General features: G+C 67.8%; 17 protein-coding genes. 7 read left to right on the top strand and 10 right to left on the bottom strand.

All coding sequences use genetic code 11. From position 1 onward, the window contains the following. The first annotated feature begins 470 nt into the window (after positions 1-470). From QX010_RS17550 to QX010_RS17565, 4 genes are all read left to right on the top strand, one after another. On the top strand, positions 471-1,367 hold the full coding sequence (locus QX010_RS17550; RefSeq protein ID WP_316180829.1) for a hypothetical protein: 897 nt from the start codon (positions 471-473) through the stop codon (positions 1,365-1,367). A gap of 132 nt (positions 1,368-1,499) precedes the next feature. Then, positions 1,500-1,706: a hypothetical protein gene (locus QX010_RS17555; RefSeq protein WP_315712292.1), complete on the top strand. Its 207-nt coding sequence runs from the start codon at positions 1,500-1,502 to the stop codon at positions 1,704-1,706. A gap of 106 nt (positions 1,707-1,812) precedes the next feature. Next, entirely contained in the window at positions 1,813-2,220 is a 408-nt protein-coding gene (locus tag QX010_RS17560) for a hypothetical protein (protein WP_316180831.1), read from the top strand. A 114-nt stretch (positions 2,221-2,334) separates the two neighbouring features. Further along, positions 2,335-3,009 carry an HAD family hydrolase gene (locus QX010_RS17565; protein ID WP_316180833.1) on the top strand — a complete coding sequence of 225 codons (675 nt, stop codon included), beginning with the start codon at positions 2,335-2,337 and terminating at the stop codon, positions 3,007-3,009. A 10-nt stretch (positions 3,010-3,019) separates the two neighbouring features. Here the strand turns inward: QX010_RS17565 and QX010_RS17570 are convergent, their stop codons facing one another. The 4 genes from QX010_RS17570 to QX010_RS17585 form a co-directional block, all read right to left on the bottom strand. Next, positions 3,020-3,856, bottom strand: coding sequence for an HD domain-containing protein (locus QX010_RS17570; RefSeq protein WP_315800215.1), 837 nt, complete (start codon positions 3,854-3,856; stop codon positions 3,020-3,022). 338 nt (positions 3,857-4,194) lie between these two features. Beyond that, entirely contained in the window at positions 4,195-4,584 is a 390-nt protein-coding gene (locus QX010_RS17575; RefSeq protein ID WP_316180835.1) for a cytochrome C, read from the bottom strand. Further along, positions 4,574-5,458, bottom strand: a complete 885-nt coding sequence (locus QX010_RS17580; protein ID WP_316180836.1) for a hypothetical protein — start codon at positions 5,456-5,458, stop codon at positions 4,574-4,576. Before QX010_RS17580 ends, QX010_RS17575 begins: the two co-directional genes overlap by 11 nt. A 220-nt stretch (positions 5,459-5,678) precedes the next feature. Further along, a complete protein-coding gene (locus tag QX010_RS17585) occupies positions 5,679-5,861 on the bottom strand; it encodes a hypothetical protein (RefSeq protein ID WP_315741166.1) in 183 nt (60 codons plus the stop codon). Positions 5,862-6,068: 207 nt separating this feature from the next. Between QX010_RS17585 and QX010_RS17590 the strand changes: the two genes are divergently transcribed. After that, entirely contained in the window at positions 6,069-6,302 is a 234-nt protein-coding gene (locus QX010_RS17590; protein WP_315800218.1) for a DUF6894 family protein, read from the top strand. 141 nt (positions 6,303-6,443) lie between these two features. After that, positions 6,444-6,827: a hypothetical protein gene (locus tag QX010_RS17595; protein ID WP_316180838.1), complete on the top strand. Its 384-nt coding sequence runs from the start codon at positions 6,444-6,446 to the stop codon at positions 6,825-6,827. An 8-nt stretch (positions 6,828-6,835) separates the two neighbouring features. On the opposite strand, the gene QX010_RS17600 is transcribed toward QX010_RS17595, so the two are convergent. The 4 genes from QX010_RS17600 to QX010_RS17615 form a co-directional block, all read right to left on the bottom strand. Beyond that, positions 6,836-7,762, bottom strand: a complete 927-nt coding sequence (locus tag QX010_RS17600; RefSeq protein ID WP_316181019.1) for a glyoxylate/hydroxypyruvate reductase A — start codon at positions 7,760-7,762, stop codon at positions 6,836-6,838. Beyond that, positions 7,759-9,057, bottom strand: a complete 1,299-nt coding sequence (locus tag QX010_RS17605; RefSeq protein ID WP_316180840.1) for an ArgE/DapE family deacylase — start codon at positions 9,055-9,057, stop codon at positions 7,759-7,761. The genes QX010_RS17600 and QX010_RS17605 overlap by 4 nt, the downstream gene beginning before the upstream one ends. A gap of 40 nt (positions 9,058-9,097) precedes the next feature. Continuing rightward, positions 9,098-10,399, bottom strand: coding sequence for a 4-aminobutyrate--2-oxoglutarate transaminase (gene gabT / locus QX010_RS17610; protein WP_316180842.1), 1,302 nt, complete (start codon positions 10,397-10,399; stop codon positions 9,098-9,100). A gap of 120 nt (positions 10,400-10,519) precedes the next feature. Then, on the bottom strand, positions 10,520-11,407 hold the full coding sequence (locus QX010_RS17615; RefSeq protein WP_315800222.1) for a LysR substrate-binding domain-containing protein: 888 nt from the start codon (positions 11,405-11,407) through the stop codon (positions 10,520-10,522). Between the two features lie 376 nt (positions 11,408-11,783). Here QX010_RS17615 and QX010_RS17620 point away from each other — a divergent pair, with 376 nt between their 5' ends. Then, entirely contained in the window at positions 11,784-12,032 is a 249-nt protein-coding gene (locus QX010_RS17620) for a hypothetical protein (RefSeq protein WP_315800223.1), read from the top strand. 67 nt (positions 12,033-12,099) lie between these two features. Here QX010_RS17620 and QX010_RS17625 read toward each other — a convergent pair whose 3' ends face one another. Both QX010_RS17625 and QX010_RS17630 read right to left on the bottom strand, forming a co-directional pair. Next, positions 12,100-12,690, bottom strand: a complete 591-nt coding sequence (locus QX010_RS17625; protein WP_315800224.1) for an NAD(P)H-dependent oxidoreductase — start codon at positions 12,688-12,690, stop codon at positions 12,100-12,102. A 129-nt stretch (positions 12,691-12,819) separates the two neighbouring features. Next, the gene (locus QX010_RS17630) at positions 12,820-13,056 is read right to left on the bottom strand and encodes a hypothetical protein (RefSeq protein WP_315712310.1); all 237 of its coding nucleotides are present in this window, start codon (positions 13,054-13,056) and stop codon (positions 12,820-12,822) included. Positions 13,057-13,258 lie beyond the last annotated feature (202 nt).

The raw sequence follows: 13,258 nt of genomic DNA on the forward strand, positions 1-13,258 counted from the left end.
GGGGATCTCGCCGGCACGGCGAACGCCGTCGGCATAGCCTTCGCAGTGCATTCGGGGTATGCTCCGCCTGCGGCCTGAGGTGGAGGTCGCATGGGTCGCGCAACCGCCATGTCTTCGCCTTGGTTCGGGCGGATATGACCAAGTGTCGATGAGATTAGGAATCAGCCGAGCGTCGCGACGGAACGATGATGGGACGTTCCTGAGCATGCGGCTCTGGCCAAGATGGATGACCGTGAACATGCAGATGCGTGGGCACGAGGGACAACCGGTATCCAGGTTCTGTGCTGATGCGGCCGGAGAGGCCGAACGTCCCGTGGCGCAGTCGTCATCCGACGTTGGTGTCACGAGGCGTCAGTACGATGCAGCGTGAGTACGCGAAGCGTTGGTGCACGAGGCGTTGGTAGGACGACGCATCGGAACAGAGCCGAGCGCCGCCTGCGAGGTGGACGACAACGGAGGACGGAGCGTCAATGCTTGCAACGACGACCAAAGACGGCGATCAGCAGCCTCATGCCGTGATCGATCCCGAGATCGTGCTGGCGGCCCGCGCCGATCGCACAGCCGCCGAAGCGGACAGGCGCAGCTCGCAACGGCCACCGGATGTGCCCTCGCCAAAGATCGACCCTGACTACAGGACGCAGGCGACGAGCGACTTCGCGGTCACTGGAGAGCGCAGCACGTTCGCCACCTGGGCCGTGCGCACCATTCTGGCGGTGCTGTTCGCGGTCGGTAGCGCGGTCGCCGCAGCCGCCTGGCAGAGCTATGGAGACCAGGCCCAGGAGATGATCGCGCATTGGATGCCGCGGATCTCGCTGGCATCGAACACAGACAAGGATGCCGCGGCACAGCCAGCCGCGACCGCGCCCCAGCAGACGGCCGCAGAAGCGCCGGCTGAGGCGCAGGAGCACGCAACGAGCGCGGCTGGCGCGACCGCGTCGCAGGAGCAGGCGCAGTTGCTGCAATCGATGGCCCACGACCTGGCTGCCTTGAGCCAGCAGATCGGCGAGCTGAAGACGAGCCTCGCACAGTTGAAGGCCGGGCAGGAGCAGATGGTCCGCGACATGGCGCGGGTCGCCGAGGCCAAATCCAGCGACAGGCCCGCCGAGCGGCCGAGCGAGCGGACCGCGGAAGCACGGTCGTTTGATCCGCGCGCCATCGAGCAGACGATCCGGCCGCGCCCGGCCGCGCGCCCTGCGACGGCGGCCGTAACCCCGGCACAGCCCGGAGCAGCGGTGCCGCACCGGCCGCGCATGCCGCCGCCGGCTGCAGCCAACATGGTACCCCCGCCGCCCGCTCCGATGCCGCTGCCGTCGGCGCCGGTCGATCCGGACCAGCCCGTGGTGCGTCCGCCAATGCCGGTGCGCTGAGGGATCCGCACAGGCGCCCGCGCCGGTCCGCGCCGATTGGCGCGGGGGTGATCGATGCCGTCGATCCACTTGTCGCGACGCGGCTTTCCGAGCTAAGGAGCTGCGCCTGACAATGCGCATCCCGAGGGGTTCATGAGCCTGACCGATCCGACCGTCCTGTCCGCCTCCGACCTCGCAGACCGCATCGCGATCCTGCGCGACAACATCCGCCAGATCACCGAGCAGGCCGCCTCGCAGTCGGGTGCCGCCGACGAGGAGCGCAACGCCGACCGCCTCGCGCAGCAGAGCGAGGAGCTCGACGTTCTGCTCAAGGAGCAGGAGCGGCGGCTGAACAAATAGCCGGCGGCCCCTTCGATCAATTCGCGCGTGCTGCACTGCGCTCGTTGTTGCCCGGGCTTCGCCCACAGGCTAGCCTCGCCGAAAACAAGCGGGAGGTAGCCAGAGGATGCGAAACGGTCTGCTTTATACGTCAACCCTTGCGGCATTGAGCATTGCGGCATTGCTGGCGGCCCTGACACCGGGCAGCGCCGAGCCACGCCACATGTATACGACCATGGTGCTGGAGGCGTTCGCCACCAAGGTCGAATGTCCCGGCGTCGACGTCGTCTATCAGGATCTGGTCCAGAAGGCGCAGGACATGAAGATGCCTGACGGCACGACCGAGAAGGTGCGCAAGGCGATCGCCTATATGCACACCGGCGGCAAGATGGGCGAGAAGCAGGACGACGATCTGATGGCGGAGGTCGCCGTCGCCACCCAGGCCATCGACATGGATCAGCGCCGCCTCGGCATGACGAACTGGTGCGAGGAGCAGAAGAAGACGCTGGCCGGCTTCATCCGTCCGAAGGGCTGAGCCGGGTCGCGGCGCAGGCACAGCACAGCTCCCGCAGCGGCCAGGAACCAGAATGTCCGCTGCCGCTTGGCCGTAGCGGCTGCTGCGTAGCAGACGTCCAGCCCGGAGCGAGCCATGCGCATCGAAACCGCTTTCCTGTTCGACCTCGACGGCACGCTGGTCGACAGCGTCTACCAGCATGTGCTGGCCTGGAAGACGGCGCTGGATGCCGAGAGCATCGAGCTCTCGGTCTGGCGCATCCACCGCAAGATCGGGATGAGCGGCGGCCTGTTCACCAACCAGCTGCTGCGCGAGACCGGCTATGCCATCGAGCCCGAGCGGATCGAGCGGCTGCGGAAGGCGCATGCGGCGGCCTATCAGAAGCTCGGAGGCCAGGTCCGCCCCCTGCCCGGCGCCCGCGAGCTGCTCGGCTTCCTGACCGATGCCGGCATCCCCTGGGCAATCGCGACCAGCGGCAGAATGGAAACGGCGGCCGTCAATCTCGCCGCGCTCGGCGTCGATCCCAAGACCAGCGCCGTCGTGACCCGCGACGAGGTCCGCTACGCCAAGCCTGATCCCGATCTGTTTCTCGCCGCCGCCGCCCGCCTCGACATGTCGATCGAGCGCGCGGTCGTGGTCGGCGACAGCATCTGGGACATGCTCGCCGCAACCCGCTGCCGGGCGCTCGGAGTCGGCCTGTTGAGCGGCGGCTATGGCTCGGAGGAATTGCGCCAGTCCGGCGCCATCCGAGTCTACGAGGACCCGGCCGACCTGCTCGACCACATCGACGAGGTCGGCGGCCGGCGCTAACTCCCGCCAGTCAGCTCTGCGGGCCGGACAGCGAGATGTCGCGTTCGGCGCGGAACACGTTGGCGTAGAGGTTTGCGATCCACTGGCGCCCGGTCGAGGTCATGTTGAGATAGCGGATCTCGGTCTGGATGTGCGGCGCGACGCTGTTCCAATAGAACTGCGGATAGCGGTTGACGATGTCGGCCGGCGACTCATAGCCGAGCTGCCGGTTGATGCCGACCTCCTCGAACTCGTGATACAGCGCGTTGGCCTTGCGGATGTAGTTGGGGTCGCCGAGCTGTCCGATCAGGTCGGCGGCGCGCACGATCGACTGCTCTTCGTCGAAGTGCTGGCCGGCGAGCGGCGGAAAGCGCGTGCCTTCGATGGCGCGGGCGATGCGGTCCTTGTCCAGGGGCGCCATGCCTTCGATGCGGTTGATCACGTACAGCTTCGAGCGGTCGACGTGATACGGCATCAGGCTGGCGTCGGAGGAGCCGCGAGGCAGGCAGATCTTGCGGCCGCCGCGATCGACGACGAAGCCGTTGACATCGTCTTCCCTGAACAGGCCGCGGACATAGCCGATGTCGTGAAGCAGGCAGGCCAGGATGACGTGGACGTAGTCGTCCGCCGTCATGTGGCTGTGCAGCGCACGGCCGCGCAGGATCTCGTGGCCGGCCAGCGTCACCAGCAAGGTGTGCTCGACGTTGTGATACAGCGCATCGCTGTTGCCGATGCATTCCAGCGCAATGCGCGCAGCCGCCGGAAGCATCTCCGTCAACTGGGTATGAGACGATCCGAAACGGCGTCGCATATAGGAGCTGAGGAAACGCTCCAACGCCGCTGCCGCGAGCTCCGGTAAGGTCATCATCGCCGCTGCCCTGCCTCAGACAGCCCTAACACAACGTCAAAAGACATAACGCCCGAAAACACAATCACGATAACGCGGCTCGTGGAACGACTGAGACGTCACGATACGGCTCGGGGCGGCCAGCTTCGCACGGACACGCACGAGATCGGCACCCCCGAGGCGTCGAGCACCTTGGCCGACGAGCATAGCCCAGGTTGCGGATATCGGCCACACCCGGACGAGCGCACACCGGAAAACTGCGGGCCGAGCGGCTGAACCTGAGCAGCTCACGTTCACTCGCCGCGGCCCGTTCCCCTCGCAGGACGAAGCGAGCGGAGATCGTCGTGCGGCCCGCCGGACTAGCGTCCCCGGACCGGCAGCGGCGGCCGCGGCGGTCGCGTCTCACCGCGATAATCCCGTCGCCGCGCAGCAGGACGACGGGCCGGCGCGGCTGCCGGCGCATCGACCGACTGCAGATAGGTGCTCAAGGCCGACGCGGCGTCGTCGCTGCTGGTGTAGTGCTTCTGCAGGAACAAATAGAGCGTCAGGCGGAAGCGTCCCTTGGCGAGCCCACGTGCCGAGCGATGACAGGTGGCGCAGCTGTCCGCAAACAGCCGCGCGCCGGATTTACCGGCATCGAGATTTTCCGCCCGTGCACCGCTGATGACAATCAGCAGCAGCACGGCCGATCCAACAAGCCCCAGCTGCGCTCCGGCGCGCCTGCGCGCAGGGACGCGCTCAGGCGACATCAGCCTGCGGGCTTTCCTCGGCCTGCGTACCCAGCGCATCGAGATCGACCAGCGCCGGATCGTCGGGCATCGGCTCGCTCTGCTGCTGTCCGCCGCCATGGACGTGCATCAGCGTCTGCACCCGGCGCGCGTTGAGATAGTCGACGTGCTGATGCGCCAGCGCCAGCGGCAGCAGGGCCTTGGGCAGCGCGGTCATGGTAAAGGCGGCGACGCGCTTCACCTCCTCGCCCTCACGCCAGGTCAGCGGGCTCAGCGTATAGATCATCTGGCGGTCGGTCTCGGGCGCCGGCAGTTGCCGCATCTCGGGCGGCGCCAGCAGGGCCACGTTGATGTTGCCGGCCCGCGTGCGGCTCGCGGCCGCGCGCAGCTCCCAGCAGATCAGCTCCGCGGCGGACATCACCTCGCGCCGGATGTCGTCGACATCGGACGCGAAGCGGCTGGCCTCGCTCAACGCCGCGCGGCCGCGCGTGACCGCATCGACGAGCGCCGCCGCACCGATCTCGAAGCGCGGAACCGCCTGCTCGATCGCGGTGGCGACGGCCTCGATGTCGTTGGCGGCGCGGTCGCGGTCGCGCTGCGCCACCGCGTCGGCGAAGGCGCGTTCGGCCAGGATGATCTGCTCATCGCATTCGGCGACTGCTGCGCGCAGCGCCTTGGCCTTCTGCTCGACGGCCTGCATCTTGGATTCGGCACGATCGAGCTGCCCGTTGCTGGCGCCGGCCTTGGCGAGCCGCTCTGCGGCAACCTTCTTCTCGTCCAGCGCCGCCTCGGCCACGCGGAGGCGATCCGTCAGCCGTTGCCGCGCGGCCTGCTTGTCCTTCAGCGCACGCTCGAAGATCTCGACGGGGCTCAGCTCACGCTTGAAGAAGACCATGGCAATAATCCCTGGACGGCGGGCGCGCCGGCAAACGTTGGTCGGCGAATCCACCGCCGAATCATGTTGCCCGATTCTTGCGTGGAAAATGGGTCGGAAACCAGGATGAGATGCGGCACACGTTTCCCTTGACGGAACGTATCCACCGCCGGCTGCTGCGGAGCAGAGTCGGTCGATCCGGCGGAACGCGCGGCAATATTCGGTAAAATGGAATCCGATGTCAGCTCTGGTGCGGGCCGCGCATCATCCGCATCGCATCCGAGATGTGGCGCCATTCGCGGGCCTCCTCGGCCTCGCCGCTGGCTTCGCATTGCTGCGCCTTCTGCGCAGCCTGCGCGACGGCCGAGGCGCCGTGCATCTCGAGCATCTGCCGGGCGATCGCATGGATCTGGACTTCAGACATCATGTCGAGCTCCTGTCGCCGGATCGAATAACCCAGGTCAACTTTCTCCACACCGATGCGTTCCGTGAGATGGATCACTGCGGGCCCGGTTCCCCAGGCTTAGACTTCTCCCCGTAATTTACCTTACGTGATCAATCCGATTTCGCGTGCGCCGCCACGCTGTTACTCCTGGCTGAGATTCGCCGGATGGCGATTGAGGAGACGGACATGACGCAGGTCTTCTTCCACTGCTCCAATCCCGAGGAGTTTCTCGTCGATCGGCGTGGAACCGCGGTCGTCGATCTCGCCGAGGCCTGCGATCACGCCGAGCGCGTCATGCATTCGCTGATTTCCTCCGAAAGCGACGAGGATTGGCGCGACTGGGTGCTGCACATTTCCGATGATCTCGGCGAGGAAATCATCGCCATGCCGTTCACGTCGGTGCTCGGCGCGATGCATTGAACGACGCTGCGCGCCATGCCGCGGCGCTGAGACATTGTGTCCGCATTAGGGTTACCGGTTCCCTGACAGGTTCCACTCCCCGCATTCTTCTCGCCACATTTGTCCGCCATTTCGGCGCTGTTGCGACGGAGGGGACATCTCATGACCAGACTGCTGGCGACCGCGGCCTTGGCGCTGACATTGACGGCATCGGCGGCGATGGCCGACGAGCACCGCGGCGGCGATGCCGCGCTGGGCGCCTTGTCGGGCGCCGTCGTGTTCGGACCGGTTGGAGCGGTTGCCGGCGCGGTCGTCGGCTACACGGCAGGTCCCTCGATCGCGCGCTCCTGGGGCTTCCGCCGCTCGCGCGCGGCGCGGTCACAGCAGGTCCGGCGTCCGGTCAGGGACAGCCAGGCTGCGATGACCGAGTCTCAGCAGCAACCGCAGGCCGCGCCGCGCAGCGCACCACCGCCTGCACGGACCATCGCTGTCGCTCCGCCGGCGCCGCGCGGTCCGGTGGCGCCGCCGGTGCAGACGCTTGAGTAGCTGACTAATCAGTAGCCGCGGGCGCGATCGACGACGTTCAGCAACGGCTCGCCGCGCAGCAGCCGCCGGGCATTCTCCGCGACCTGCTGCGCGATCACCTCCCAGGATGCGATCGCCGCCATGTGCGGCGTCACCAGCACGCCCGGCTCGCGCCACAGCGCATGGTCCGGGGGCAACGGCTCATGCGCGAAGACGTCGAGCACCGCGCCGCGCAGATGGCCGCTGCGCAGCAGCGCGACCAGATCCTCCGTCACCAGGTGCTCGCCGCGGCTGCACAGGATCAGCGCGGCGCCCTTGGGCAGCCGGCCCAGACGCTCGGCATCGAGCAGCCCCACGGTCGAGGCCGTCAGCGGCAGCAGCGAGACCAGGATCTCCGTCTCGCCCAGGAAGTCGTCGAGCGCAGCGGTGCCGCAATGGGTCCGCACGCCGGCGAGCGCCTTGGGCGAGCGCGACCACGCGCTCACCGCGAAGCCCAGCTCGACCAGACGGATCGCGGCCGCGGAGCCGAGCTCGCCGAGCCCGAGAATGCCGACCCGACGGTCCCTGGCGGCACGCTGCTCGTAGCGCCGCCACACGCCGTTCCGCGCGTTGCCGACGGCGCGATCGAAATCGCGGTGGAAATACAGCGTCCCCCACAGCACGAACTCGGTCATGGCCGCCGAGATGTCGGGATCGACGATCCGGCACAGCGGCACATCCGGCACGGTGGAATCGGACAGGATGTTGTCGACGCCGGCCGCGATCGCATGGATCAGCTTCAGCTTCGGCATCGCCGCCAGCGCACCGGGCTCCGGCTTCCAGCATACCGCTAGCTCGGCGTCGCGCGCCGCGGCTTCCGGCCATGACGCGACGGCCACGCCCGGCAGCTCGCGCGCGAGCAGCGCCCGCATCGGATCCATCAGCCCGGGACGGCTGAGAAGCGCGACCGTGATCATGCCGGCCGCAGTCCGCACCATTGCGCGACGAACATCGCGATCGACAGCGTGGTCTTGCGCACGCTGTCGAGATCGACGCGCTCGTCGAACGCGTGCGGACCGATGCCGTAGGGCCCGTAGCACAGCGCCGGGATGCCGTAGTCGACCTGATAGTAGCGGGTGTCGTTGACCGCCGTGGACAGCCGCACGTCCAGCGGCTGCTCGAACACGCGCGCATGGACGTCGGCGAGCGCGGCCTCCGCGGCGCTGCCGGGCTCGCACACGGCGGGATCGGCCTGGAAGCCGCTCCACACCAGCTCGACCGGATTCTCCGACAGGAAGCTGTCTGCGGCCTGCGCTATGGCGAGACATTGCTCGATGCCGGCGATGGCCTGCGCCGGCGTCTCGCCGGGCAGCACGCCGAGCCGGCAATCGAGGTCGCACCACGCCGGCGTCGAGCTGGCCCAGTCGCCGCCCTTGATGATGCCGACGTTGAACTTGATCGGATCCTTGACCGCGGCGAACCACGCGTTCGACCTGGCGCGCGCGTTGATCTCCCGGGTGTGCTCCTGGAACGCGCGGATCAGGTGCATCGCCGACAGGATCGCATTGGTGCCGGTCTCGGCGTAGGCGACGTGCACCGGCGTGCCGCGCACGCGCAAGCGAAACCAGATCGCGCCGACCTGGGCGCGGGTCAGCGTGTGGCCGGTCGGCTCCGGGATCAGGCAAGCATCAGCCGTGTAGCCGCGCAAAAGAGTCGAGAGCGCGCCGTTGCCGGTGCTCTCCTCCTCGGTCACCGTCTCCAGGTGAATGCGTCCGTCCGGCACGAAGCCGGCCGCCTTGATCGCATCGAGCGCGAAGATCATCGCGGAGACGCCGGCCTTCATGTCCTGGGCACCGCGCCCGATCATCCAGCCGTCGCGCACGATCGCCTCATAGGGCGGGTCGTTCCAGAGATCGGTCGGCCCTTCCGGCACGACGTCGACGTGGCCCTGCAGGATCAGGCTGCGGCCCTTGCCCGCTCCGTCGAGCGTCGCCACCACCTGCTGCGAGCCGTCGAGTGCGATGCCGTCCATCGGCGCCGCCTTGGGATGGCGCATCAGGTCGACATCGCCCAGGCTGAAGCGGTCGACCTGATAGCCGCGGCTCGCGAGCTCGCGCGCCAGCCAGTCCTGCACCGGCGCTTCCTCGCCGCGCAGGCTGCGGAACTGCACGAGCTGCTGCAGGAAGGCGACCTGCTTGGCGAAGTTGGCATCGACGGCGGCGGCGAGCCGCTCCATCACGTCATTCGGCACAGCCGCCGTAGCTTCAGTCACGTTGCAAACCTCCAGCCTTCCCGTTCACCTCGGCCGCACGTCAGGCGGCCAGGCACTTCTCCAGGATCGCGAGCCCTTCGTCCACGATCTCGTCCGATGCCGTCAGCGGCACCAGGATGCGAATGGTGCTCGCGGTGACGCCGCACGACAACAGGATCAGGCCGTTCTCGTGCGCCACGCGCGTCACGCGCTTGGTCATTTCCGCATCCGGCTCGTCGCTGCCGCGCTGCTTCAGGATATCGAATGCAACCATTGCGCCAGGACCGCGCGGGCCGGAAACCGGAACCAGCGTGTTGGCGCGCGAGAAGCGCGCGATCGCCGCACGCAGCCGCTCGCCGATCGCATTGGCGCGGTCGAGCAGCTTCTCCTGCTCGAACACATCGAGCACGGCAAGCGCCGCGGCGCAGGCCAGCGGATTGCCGCCATAGGTGCCGCCGAGACCGCCCGGCTCGGCGGCGTCCATGATCGCAGCGCGGCCGATCACGCCGGACAGCGGCATGCCGCCGGCGAGACTCTTGGCGACGCAGATCAGGTCCGGCTGCACGTCGTAGTGCTCCATCGCGAACATCTTGCCGGTGCGGCCGAAGCCGGTCTGCACCTCGTCGGCGATCAGCACGATGCCATGGCTGTCGCAGATCCGGCGCAGGCCCCGCATCAGCTCCGGCGGCGCCTGGTGGAAACCGCCCTCGCCCTGCACGGGCTCGATGATGATGGCCGCGACCTGCGAGGCGTCGATGTCGGCCTTGAAGATGAAGTTGATGTAGGACAGCGTGTCCTCGACCGTCACGTTGCTGCCGGCGATCGGAAACGGCGCGTGCCAGACGCCGGGCAGCGGCGGCCCGAAATGCTTCTTGTACGGCATCACCTTGCCGGTCATCGCATTGGCGAGCGCGGTACGGCCGTGGAAGGCGCCGGTGAAGGCGATGATGCCGCTGCGGCCGGTGGCGGCGCGTGCGATCTTGATGGCGTTCTCGGTCGCCTCCGCGCCGGTCGTCAGCAGGATCGACTTGGCCGGCCCCGAAATCGGCGCCAGCGCGTTGAGCCGCTCGCTCAGCCGCACATAGGGCTCGTATTGCAGCACCTGGAAGCAGGTGTGGGTGAAGCGGTCGAGCTGTGCCCGGATCGCGGCAACGACATGCGGATGGCAGTGGCCGGTGTTGAGCACCGCGATGCCGCCGGCGAAGTCGACGTAGCGCTTGCCCTCGACGTCCCACACCTCGCTGTTGAGGGCGCGGTCGGCAAACAGCGGCGTCGCATAGCTCACGCCCCGGACGACGGCCTCATGACGTCGCGCCAGCAGTTCTTCGTTCGCAGCCAAATTCGCAGCCAAATTGGCAACCATGGCTCAACTCCTCGTCGGAAAATCGAGCAGAAGGCTAAGCCGCGAGCCGTCGCGATCAATCAGCTTGTTCCTGACGACAGGTGCCTGCAATGCACCAGACCCAGCAGGATGAGCGCGCAGCTACGCGGCGAGCACATTCTTCAGCCACGCCCGCAGCGCCACGATCGCGGGCTCGTCCCAGCGCTCCCGGAGCGCGACGAGCTGATAGGCTCCCATGTGGAGTGCCGATGGGATCACCTCGACCAGCGCACCGCTGCGCAGATCATCGGCGACCAGCACCTCGTTGGCGAGCGCGACGCCCTGGCCGAAGCGGGCGGCTTCAATGGCGAGATGCGCGTGCCACAGCCGCTGCCCGCGCAACGTGACCGGCTCGCGATACCCCGCCAGCTCGAACCATTGCTCCCATTGCGCGGTGGACTCCTCGTGGATCAGCGAGGCCCTGGCGAGGCCCGGGAGTGTCGCGATCGCCGGAAACCTTGCCAGATAGGCCGGGCTTGCGACCGGGAATACGCGTGGGCACACCAGCTCCTCGGCGACCACGCCGCCGCTCCGGTCGATCGCTTCGGCATAGACGATCTCCGCATCCGCTTCGCCGCGCTGCAGGTCGGGGTGCGCCAGCGTCGGCTGCAGGTTGATGTCCCAGTTGCGTGGCGGGCCGCTCAGCTCGGGCAGCCGCGCCAGCAGGCGGCGATTGGCGAGGCCCGGAATGCACCAGATGTTCAGGGTCGGACGCGCCACGGGCCGCACCGACATCGTCGCGCGGGCGATGATGTCGAAGGCCTGGCTGACCTCGGCATGGAACTGACGTCCGGCATCGGTCAGCGCGAGGCCCCGTCCCTCGGCGCGCACCAGCGCCACGCCCAGGCTGCGCTGCAGATTCTGCAGATGGCGCGAGACCACGGTGTGGCTGACCGCGAGCTCGTCGCCGGCGGCGCGCACGCTGCCCTTGCGGCCGACGGCCTCGAAGGCACGCAGCGCGATCAGGGAGGGCAACCGGGGTCTCGTCATGCTCGCACAGTTCTCAGCCTGCGCGGTCTCCCTCCCCGCCCTGAAGCGGAACCGCCACGATCCGTCGGTCGCGCGGCTGATGTCGGGAGCGCCGGCGGCCATGCCGGCGTCCGTTGACCGCACAGGACGCTCCGGGCGGAGCACCCGCATCGCGGATCACGAGGGCGCTTTCGCGCGTCATGCCGCTCTTACCGTCAGCATGGGCGCAACGCCAGCCTTGAGAAAGCCACGCTCGCCGGACCGCGCATTTGCCTTAACGCCGCAGGCCACGTCGCAAGCGATCCTTAAGCGTCCTGCGACGACAGGCGGGATTTGCCTCAAAGTTTCCACAATTCGACTTTGAATCGGGGGTGCTTCGAGCAGGAGAACCCCCAAGATGCGGATCAGCCAAATGATCTACGTCGGTTCGCTGGCAGCCCTCGTCGCGACGGCCGCCCCCGCACTGGCGAAAAGCTCCCAGGCATCCAAGCCGGATGATCAGGCCACGTCGTCCCTGCCGTGCCGCGCCTACCAGCAGGCCCCGGACGGGAGCTGGATGGAGCGGCCCTGTCAGGGGCAGAGCGCAAGCGCCCCGGCGCGTCAGCGCGCGGTCACCAACGGGACCGGCAGCGCGGAACAACGTTAGCGGACTTGGAGCGGACTTGGCGCAAGAGCTGGAGCGCTTGCGCTCCGGCCTGCGCTGATGCCCGCACTCAGTAAGGTGGCGCCCTGCGCGCCCGCTGCTCCCTGCCCGCCTCGACCCACCACAAGAGATCGTCGGCAAAGCGCGGAAACGCGTGCTCGAGCGATTGGCCGGAATCGCCGGTCGGCTTGCCGTCGGCGGACAGCGCCTGACCGATCGGGCCGACGGCAAGCGTGCTCGACACCACCACCATGCCCATCTCCGACAACGTGCCGTGCCACGCCGTGGCGGCCCGTGCCCCGGAGAGGCGGCCGGCGGAATAGCTCGCGATCGCCGCCGGACGCCAGAACCATTCCTCGAGAAAGTGGTCGGTGAGGTTCTTCAGTCCCGGCTGCATGCCCCAGTTGTATTCGCCAGTGACGAACACGAAGCCGTCGGCGGCACGGATCTTGGCCGCAAGCTCGGCCATGGCTGCTGGCGCCTGGCCGGGCGGATATTCCTTGTACATGCGGTCGAGCATCGGCAGGCCGACCGCCTTGGCGTCGATCAGCTCGACGACCTGATCCCTGGCGCGCAACCCGTCCACGACGAATTGCGCGAGCCGGATGCCCATCCGGTCGGAGCGATAGGAGCCGTAGAGGACGAGGATGCGGAAGCTCATGGCGGGTCAACTCCTGGCCGTACAATCCGCGCCAAGCTAACACGCCGTCATGTCATCGAGGTAGTTCTGGTCACGCCGCAGATCGAAGGACCGGCGGCGCGTGGCTGGCGGAAACGAGGCGTGGCACGCTCAGCGCGTCACGGTGGCCGAAGCGGAGCGTTCCGATGGCCGGCCGAACACGCTGCGGCAACCGTCGCTGAGGCTGGCGCGCTGCTTCATCATGCAGGCAATGATGCGGTCGCGATCGGGAATCTCCGATGAGCACAGCCGGAAGACGTCGCCCGTGCACAGCCGCCGCTGGTCGTCCTCCGTGAAGGCATGGCCCGCGCGCGGGCTGGCGACCATCGCCAGCGCAAGCCCCGCCATTGCCACATTCCAATTCCGCATCCTGAACAGATGAGTTCGCATCGCCGTCCCCAATTCGCCCGCTGTTTGTCCGGTTCACCCGCTGCCTTCGCTGATGTCGCGAAGCAGTTGCCGCCGCAGAATCAAATGATGACACGTCGCGGCGCGCCTTCAACAAGCGCTCTCGGTCCTGCACCACAATTTTGCGGCCTGTTGCATCTTC

It is taken from the genome of Bradyrhizobium sp. SZCCHNRI1009, assembly GCF_032487575.1.
GTDB lineage: Bacteria > Pseudomonadota > Alphaproteobacteria > Rhizobiales > Xanthobacteraceae > Bradyrhizobium.

Bases quoted from the DNA above. Each gene is read 5' to 3' on its own strand.
- QX010_RS17620 (WP_315800223.1), top strand. From the start codon at position 11,784: ATGCGGATCAGCCAAATGATCTACGTCGGTTCGCTGGCAGCCCTCGTC.
- QX010_RS17595 (WP_316180838.1), top strand. From the start codon at position 6,444: ATGACCAGACTGCTGGCGACCGCGGCCTTGGCGCTGACATTGACGGCA.
- QX010_RS17625 (WP_315800224.1), bottom strand. From the start codon at position 12,690: ATGAGCTTCCGCATCCTCGTCCTCTACGGCTCCTATCGCTCCGACCGG.
- QX010_RS17560 (WP_316180831.1), top strand. From the start codon at position 1,813: ATGCGAAACGGTCTGCTTTATACGTCAACCCTTGCGGCATTGAGCATT.
- QX010_RS17570 (WP_315800215.1), bottom strand. From the start codon at position 3,856: ATGATGACCTTACCGGAGCTCGCGGCAGCGGCGTTGGAGCGTTTCCTC.
- QX010_RS17555 (WP_315712292.1), top strand. From the start codon at position 1,500: ATGAGCCTGACCGATCCGACCGTCCTGTCCGCCTCCGACCTCGCAGAC.
- gabT (WP_316180842.1), bottom strand. From the start codon at position 10,399: ATGGTTGCCAATTTGGCTGCGAATTTGGCTGCGAACGAAGAACTGCTG.
- QX010_RS17575 (WP_316180835.1), bottom strand. From the start codon at position 4,584: ATGTCGCCTGAGCGCGTCCCTGCGCGCAGGCGCGCCGGAGCGCAGCTG.
- QX010_RS17585 (WP_315741166.1), bottom strand. From the start codon at position 5,861: ATGTCTGAAGTCCAGATCCATGCGATCGCCCGGCAGATGCTCGAGATG.
- QX010_RS17580 (WP_316180836.1), bottom strand. From the start codon at position 5,458: ATGGTCTTCTTCAAGCGTGAGCTGAGCCCCGTCGAGATCTTCGAGCGT.
- QX010_RS17590 (WP_315800218.1), top strand. From the start codon at position 6,069: ATGACGCAGGTCTTCTTCCACTGCTCCAATCCCGAGGAGTTTCTCGTC.
- QX010_RS17600 (WP_316181019.1), bottom strand. From the start codon at position 7,762: ATGATCACGGTCGCGCTTCTCAGCCGTCCCGGGCTGATGGATCCGATG.
- QX010_RS17615 (WP_315800222.1), bottom strand. From the start codon at position 11,407: ATGACGAGACCCCGGTTGCCCTCCCTGATCGCGCTGCGTGCCTTCGAG.
- QX010_RS17550 (WP_316180829.1), top strand. From the start codon at position 471: ATGCTTGCAACGACGACCAAAGACGGCGATCAGCAGCCTCATGCCGTG.
- QX010_RS17630 (WP_315712310.1), bottom strand. From the start codon at position 13,056: ATGGCGGGGCTTGCGCTGGCGATGGTCGCCAGCCCGCGCGCGGGCCAT.
- QX010_RS17565 (WP_316180833.1), top strand. From the start codon at position 2,335: ATGCGCATCGAAACCGCTTTCCTGTTCGACCTCGACGGCACGCTGGTC.